The sequence below is a fragment of the Microcoleus sp. LEGE 07076 genome, from assembly GCF_015207455.1.
Classification (GTDB): Bacteria; Cyanobacteriota; Cyanobacteriia; order Cyanobacteriales; family Microcoleaceae; genus Microcoleus.
This window is the reverse complement of the sequence record NZ_JADEWV010000316.1, coordinates 1-4,917: the sequence shown is the minus strand read 5'-3', so window position 1 is coordinate 4,917 and position 4,917 is coordinate 1. Positions and strand designations below refer to the sequence as shown.

Annotated in this window: 5 protein-coding genes; 1 reads left to right on the top strand and 4 read right to left on the bottom strand. The window is 48.0% G+C overall.

Annotation, left to right across the window (positions count from 1 at the left end; genetic code table 11):
* Positions 1-154: 154 nt before the first annotated feature.
* The 4 genes from IQ270_RS28100 to rfaE2 form a co-directional block, all read right to left on the bottom strand.
* Positions 155-553: an anti-sigma regulatory factor gene (locus IQ270_RS28100; RefSeq protein ID WP_193976415.1), complete on the bottom strand. Its 399-nt coding sequence runs from the start codon at positions 551-553 to the stop codon at positions 155-157.
* Between the two features lie 173 nt (positions 554-726).
* Positions 727-1,095, bottom strand: coding sequence for an STAS domain-containing protein (locus IQ270_RS28095; RefSeq protein WP_339384399.1), 369 nt, complete (start codon positions 1,093-1,095; stop codon positions 727-729).
* A gap of 53 nt (positions 1,096-1,148) precedes the next feature.
* The gene (locus IQ270_RS28090) at positions 1,149-2,018 is read right to left on the bottom strand and encodes an STAS domain-containing protein (RefSeq protein ID WP_193976413.1); all 870 of its coding nucleotides are present in this window, start codon (positions 2,016-2,018) and stop codon (positions 1,149-1,151) included.
* 115 nt (positions 2,019-2,133) lie between these two features.
* A complete protein-coding gene (rfaE2, locus tag IQ270_RS28085) occupies positions 2,134-2,628 on the bottom strand; it encodes a D-glycero-beta-D-manno-heptose 1-phosphate adenylyltransferase (RefSeq protein ID WP_193976416.1) in 495 nt (164 codons plus the stop codon).
* Positions 2,629-3,624: 996 nt separating this feature from the next.
* Between rfaE2 and IQ270_RS28080 the strand changes: the two genes are divergently transcribed.
* On the top strand, positions 3,625-4,917 hold a 1,293-nt coding region (locus tag IQ270_RS28080; RefSeq protein ID WP_368670146.1), incomplete at its 3' end, for a helix-hairpin-helix domain-containing protein.

Sequence of the window (4,917 nt, the reverse complement as noted above, 5' to 3'; positions counted from 1 at the left end):
CCCATGCCCCATGCCCGATGAAGGTTTATTAATTACCAGAAACAAGTCCAGCGAAAACCTCTGTGTCCAAGTTTTAATGCGAGTTAAACAAAAAAATATTTTACAAAAATGAGATGCTCCCAGTCAAGCCTGAATATTTTCCGAATCTTGCCTCTCACCGCCAGCGGACGATCGCAATTTTAGTCCCCTTACCTACTTTAGAAGCAATCTCAAACTCGTGCATCAACCGCTTAGAACCGCCCAGCCCCAAGCCCAAACCGCGATCGGAAGTATAACCGTCAGTCATTGCCAATTCGATGTCTGGAATTCCCGGGCCATTGTCTTCAAATATCAGCCGCAGCCCTTGACGTTTCCCTGATTGGATCGTTTCGAGAGTTACTGTTCCCCCTTTGCCGTAGTCTACAGTATTGCGGGCGAGTTCGCTGGCTGCGGTAACGATTTTTGTTTGGTCTAGTAAGCCGAATCCCATTGCTACAGCCCAAGTTCGCACTTGCTGTCGGACTTGGACTATATCGGAGGACGATCGAATTTCTAATGTCTCGCGTTTTGACATGACGCCTGCTGTACCAAAATAGAAGTTCTCCACAAAACATAAGACTTACCCTGATCAACCAAGTTTCCCACCCTCAGAAATCTTGAGTTGGTCAACCAGCTATCTACAAACCGGGTTTATTTACTCCCTGTCCCTCAGCCGGGGGACAAGTTCTCGACTGCTAAAGCTTCCGCCTAGGTCGAAAAATCTAAGGATTTTCGCAACAAATTCATCCCCTTTTCAACGGTTAAAGCTGTGCGAACTCCTGTCAGAGAAAGCCCCAATTCAACGAGCGTGATTGCCACCGCTGGCTGCATCCCCACTACCACTGTTTCAGCATCTAATATTCGCGACATTGTAGCGATATTGTTAATAATGCGACCGATAAAAGAATCGACAATTTCCAGGGAAGAAATTTCGATTAACACACCTTTGACTCCGGTTTTTACTATCCGGTTTGTCAGGTCTTCTTGCAGCGTCATTGCCAAGCGATCGTGCATATCTACTTGGATTGTTACTAGCAGAAATTCTCCCATTTGCAAGATCGGAATCCGTTCCAACACTTCACCTCTATTTGAGTTTTTTATTGATTTTTAATGCCAGATTGCATTATTTTTTATTTTTCCTCATTGAGACTTTTTATAGTTAAACCTTGGCGCTGCAAAGCGACTTTAAAAGCATCTGCCAAAGTCGCTTTTGTCAGAATATCCTGCAAGTCAACTCCCAAATGAACTATGGTTTGAGCTATTTGCGGGCGAATGCCGCTGATGATGCACTCAGTACCCATGAGACGGGCGGCGGCGACGGTTTTTAATAAATGTTGAGCGACTAAAGTGTCAACAGTCGGCACGCCTGTAATGTCTAAAATTGCAAATTCTGAGCCGGTTTCCATGATTTCCTGCAACAGAGTTTCCATGACTATTTGAGTGCGGGCGCTGTCGAGTGTCCCGATCATGGGTAAAGCGAGAATTCCTTGCCAAAGTTTGACTACGGGTGTTGACAATTCGAGCATTTCTTGCTGCTGGCGTTCGATTACTTCTTCGCGAGCTTTGAGAAAGATTTCTGTCACCCACAGGCCTAGTTGGTCTAATAAGCTGGTGGAAAGCCAAAGTTTTTCGACAAGTGCGTCGCGGTTTTGTGTCAGTTCGTGACAAAGCCGATCGAACAATGGCTTTTTGAAGCATAAAATAAAACTGGCGATCTCTGAGGGGGTAAAGCCTCTCTGAACGCGCGATCGCGAAACTTCTGCTAGCAGCAGCCGCATATTTTCCCATTCGGGTGTCTGGATGTCGCTAAAGTTACCTTGCTGCAATGCTATTTGGAGCAGTTGCAGGAACTCTTGACACTCGGATCGCAATTCTTTGGCTCTCATTAAGTCGTCCCGCCGCAGCCCGCTATTTTGTAGTTCTTTGAGCCAGTCGGCTAGTAGCTCTGCTTTGTGTTTTTCGAGAATTTCCGCGATCGTGTTATTGCTTGTGAGTTCCATTAAAATTATCTCCTGCCTAGCCATTAAGATGAAGTTGTACGAGCAGCCACACTTTAGTATTTTTGATGGGGCAATTTATGAGTTTAACTCACTATTTGCTGTTTGCGATCCGGGGTTAAGCGCCTAAATGCAAAATGCGTTGGACGATGGCACTGGTAGAACTCAGAACTTCTATTTCGATCAAGGAAATCTTACCACCTGTGGCGATAACCGCCGGTGCTTCCGGCAGAGTTTCGAGTTGATAGTCGCCTCCTTTAACGTATATATCTGGCTTTAGGATATTTATCAGTTTAGTTGCTGTAATTTCGGAAAAAATTACTACCGCATCTACTGGTTTCAGGGCTGCCAATACTTCGGCTCGCTGATTTTCCGGTACGATCGGGCGGGGCGGCAATCCCGGCTGCTGCGGTTTGATAGTTTGCACGCTCTCGTCGCTATTTAAGCCCACTACGAGGGTGCGACCCAATTTTTTTGCAGCCTGCAAATAGCGGACGTGTCCGCAGTGCAAAATATCGAAGCACCCGTTAGTAAACACGATCGGACGCCAGTTATCGGCAGCGGATGCGATCGCCTCTTCAAGTTCTCTCAACGTGTAAACACCAGAAATCATTACATCCACCAGGAAGTTTGAACAGGAAGAAACAATCCTAGCAAAAACTGCGATGGCTTGCACCTTTGCGATTGCACAATCGAGCGATCGATCTACCAATCATTAATAGTGAGTAGTTAGGGCTTGTTGAAAAAGTCTTTTCGTTCAGGCCTTGAGTCAGGAGTTAGGAGTCAGAAGTCAGAAGTCAGAATTAGGGGATGTAAGAATAGTCAGTAATCGTTGAAAAAGATTGAATTTTGATAATCTAAAAGCTGATTTTTTGCATATTCTTTACTTTTACTCCCTCTCAATCCATTGAGGTATCTAAGTTTTTGGTTAAATCAGCAAGCCCTAGTTAGTAATTGGTAATTGGTCGCTACTCACTATTAAGCAACGAGCAATTAACAAGAATGTTCTGCGGATTCGGGAGCAGCGAAACAGTTGAAAATACAAAAAGACACCGACTAGTGTATCGGCAGCCAAAAAACGGATAGAAGCCCCCAACTTCAGTCGCGCTTGCCGAAAATATTCGAGTTTGGTGCGAGTGTCCCGATTGAATGCGAGAACAAATCTCTGATTGTTCAAGTTTTTAATGTCTAATCGACGCCGCGGCTGAGTCGCGAATCAAGGTAACAAAAGCTTAAAAATGTTGAGAAAAAAAATATTTATTCCAATATTCGGTTAGATTAATTACTACAGAAGGTGGTGGAGTTAGGAAGTTTTGTAGTGACAAAGGAAAACACTTTGAATAGGCACGTAGGGTAAAAGTGTGCACCCACGGTTTCGGATGGGAGGGGGAGTTTGGTAAAATTCCCTCGACCCTACCAACCTGGTAATATGTATTTAAACCCCCAAAAGATATCACCGCGCTCAAAAAGCAAAGGTGAGCGAGGCAAGGGAACCCTAGCAATAGGGATATTAAGGTCGTAATGTCTTAAGAATCCTCGTGCCCGATCGGTCGAGGAGTATCAATTAGTGCTGTTGACTCCCAAATCCTCTATCCCCTAACGGAATTCTATGCAGTTGCAGCGCCAATTTAGCGGACAACTGATCGCGATCGACACTAAAAGTGCGATCGCCAGCGGCGGTGAAGGTCGAATCTACCCGATCGCCCAAGACTCGTCCCTAGTAGCAAAAATCTACCACAAACCGACAGACGAAGACGGCGACAAACTCACAGTCATGTTCAGTATGCCGCCGGATGCGCCGATCGCCGAACCGGGACACGCTTCAATTGCTTGGCCGGTCGATTTGCTGCATACTGTGGGCGGGCGCGAAAAAATCGTCGGTTTTGTGATGCCGCGCGTCAAGAAAGTGCTGCCGATACACACTTTCTACACTCCCAAAACCAGGCGCGAACAAAAACCGCTATTTAGCTATCTTTACCTCCACCGAACTGCCCGAAATCTAGCCTCGGCTGTAAACGCCCTCCACGTCAGGGGTTACGTCATCGGCGACGTGAACGAGTCGAACATTCTGGTGACGGATACGGCTTTGGTAACGCTGGTAGACACCGATTCGTTTCAAGTGCGCGATCCTTATACGGGTTACGTCTACCGGTGTCCCGTGGGGAAGCCGGAGTTTACGCCGCCGGAATTGCAGGGACAGACTTTTCGGGATATCGATCGAGCTCCAGAGCACGATTTGTTTGGTTTAGCGGTATTAATTTTTCAATTGCTGATGGAAGGTACGCACCCGTTTGCGGGGGTTTATCTCGGTAGCGACGAACCGCCGTCTTTGGAGGCGAGAATTCGATCGGGCCATTTCCCCACCGGTACGAAGCGGATTCCTTACCGCCCAATGCCCGCTGCGCCTCCTTTGGAGATGCTGCATCCCCGGCTGCGACAGATGTTTGTGCGCTGTTTTGAGGAAGGACACGGCAATCCGGCGGCGCGCCCGGATGCGAAAACTTGGGTGAATGCGATTCGGGAAGCGGAAGATTCTCTGATTACTTGCAGCAAAAATACTCAGCACAAATACGGAAATCATCTGAGTCGGTGCCCTTGGTGCGATCGGGCAAAACTCCTCAAAGGCCGCGATCCGTTTCCTTCGCGCAGCGCAGTCAACAGCGGAGTGCACTTGCAGCCGGCCAAAGCCAAGCGTAAAAAGCCGCAGGCGCCGCCTGCTGCGAGTTCCCCGACACCGCGCCGCCAATATTCTTCGACCGGGCTGCCGCGCCAACTCGGCCAGTACGCAGTGCCGCTGCTACCGATGCCGATGTCTTCTCGAAGTCGGACTCCTGCGCCCAGGGCTCCGGTGGGCAACTTTGAGCGCATTGTTCGGGATGCTGCTTGGGGCGGTGTTTGGGGA

Bases quoted from the DNA above. Each gene is read 5' to 3' on its own strand.
- rfaE2 (WP_193976416.1), bottom strand. From the start codon at position 2,628: ATGATTTCTGGTGTTTACACGTTGAGAGAACTTGAAGAGGCGATCGCA.
- IQ270_RS28100 (WP_193976415.1), bottom strand. From the start codon at position 553: ATGTCAAAACGCGAGACATTAGAAATTCGATCGTCCTCCGATATAGTC.
- IQ270_RS28090 (WP_193976413.1), bottom strand. From the start codon at position 2,018: ATGGAACTCACAAGCAATAACACGATCGCGGAAATTCTCGAAAAACAC.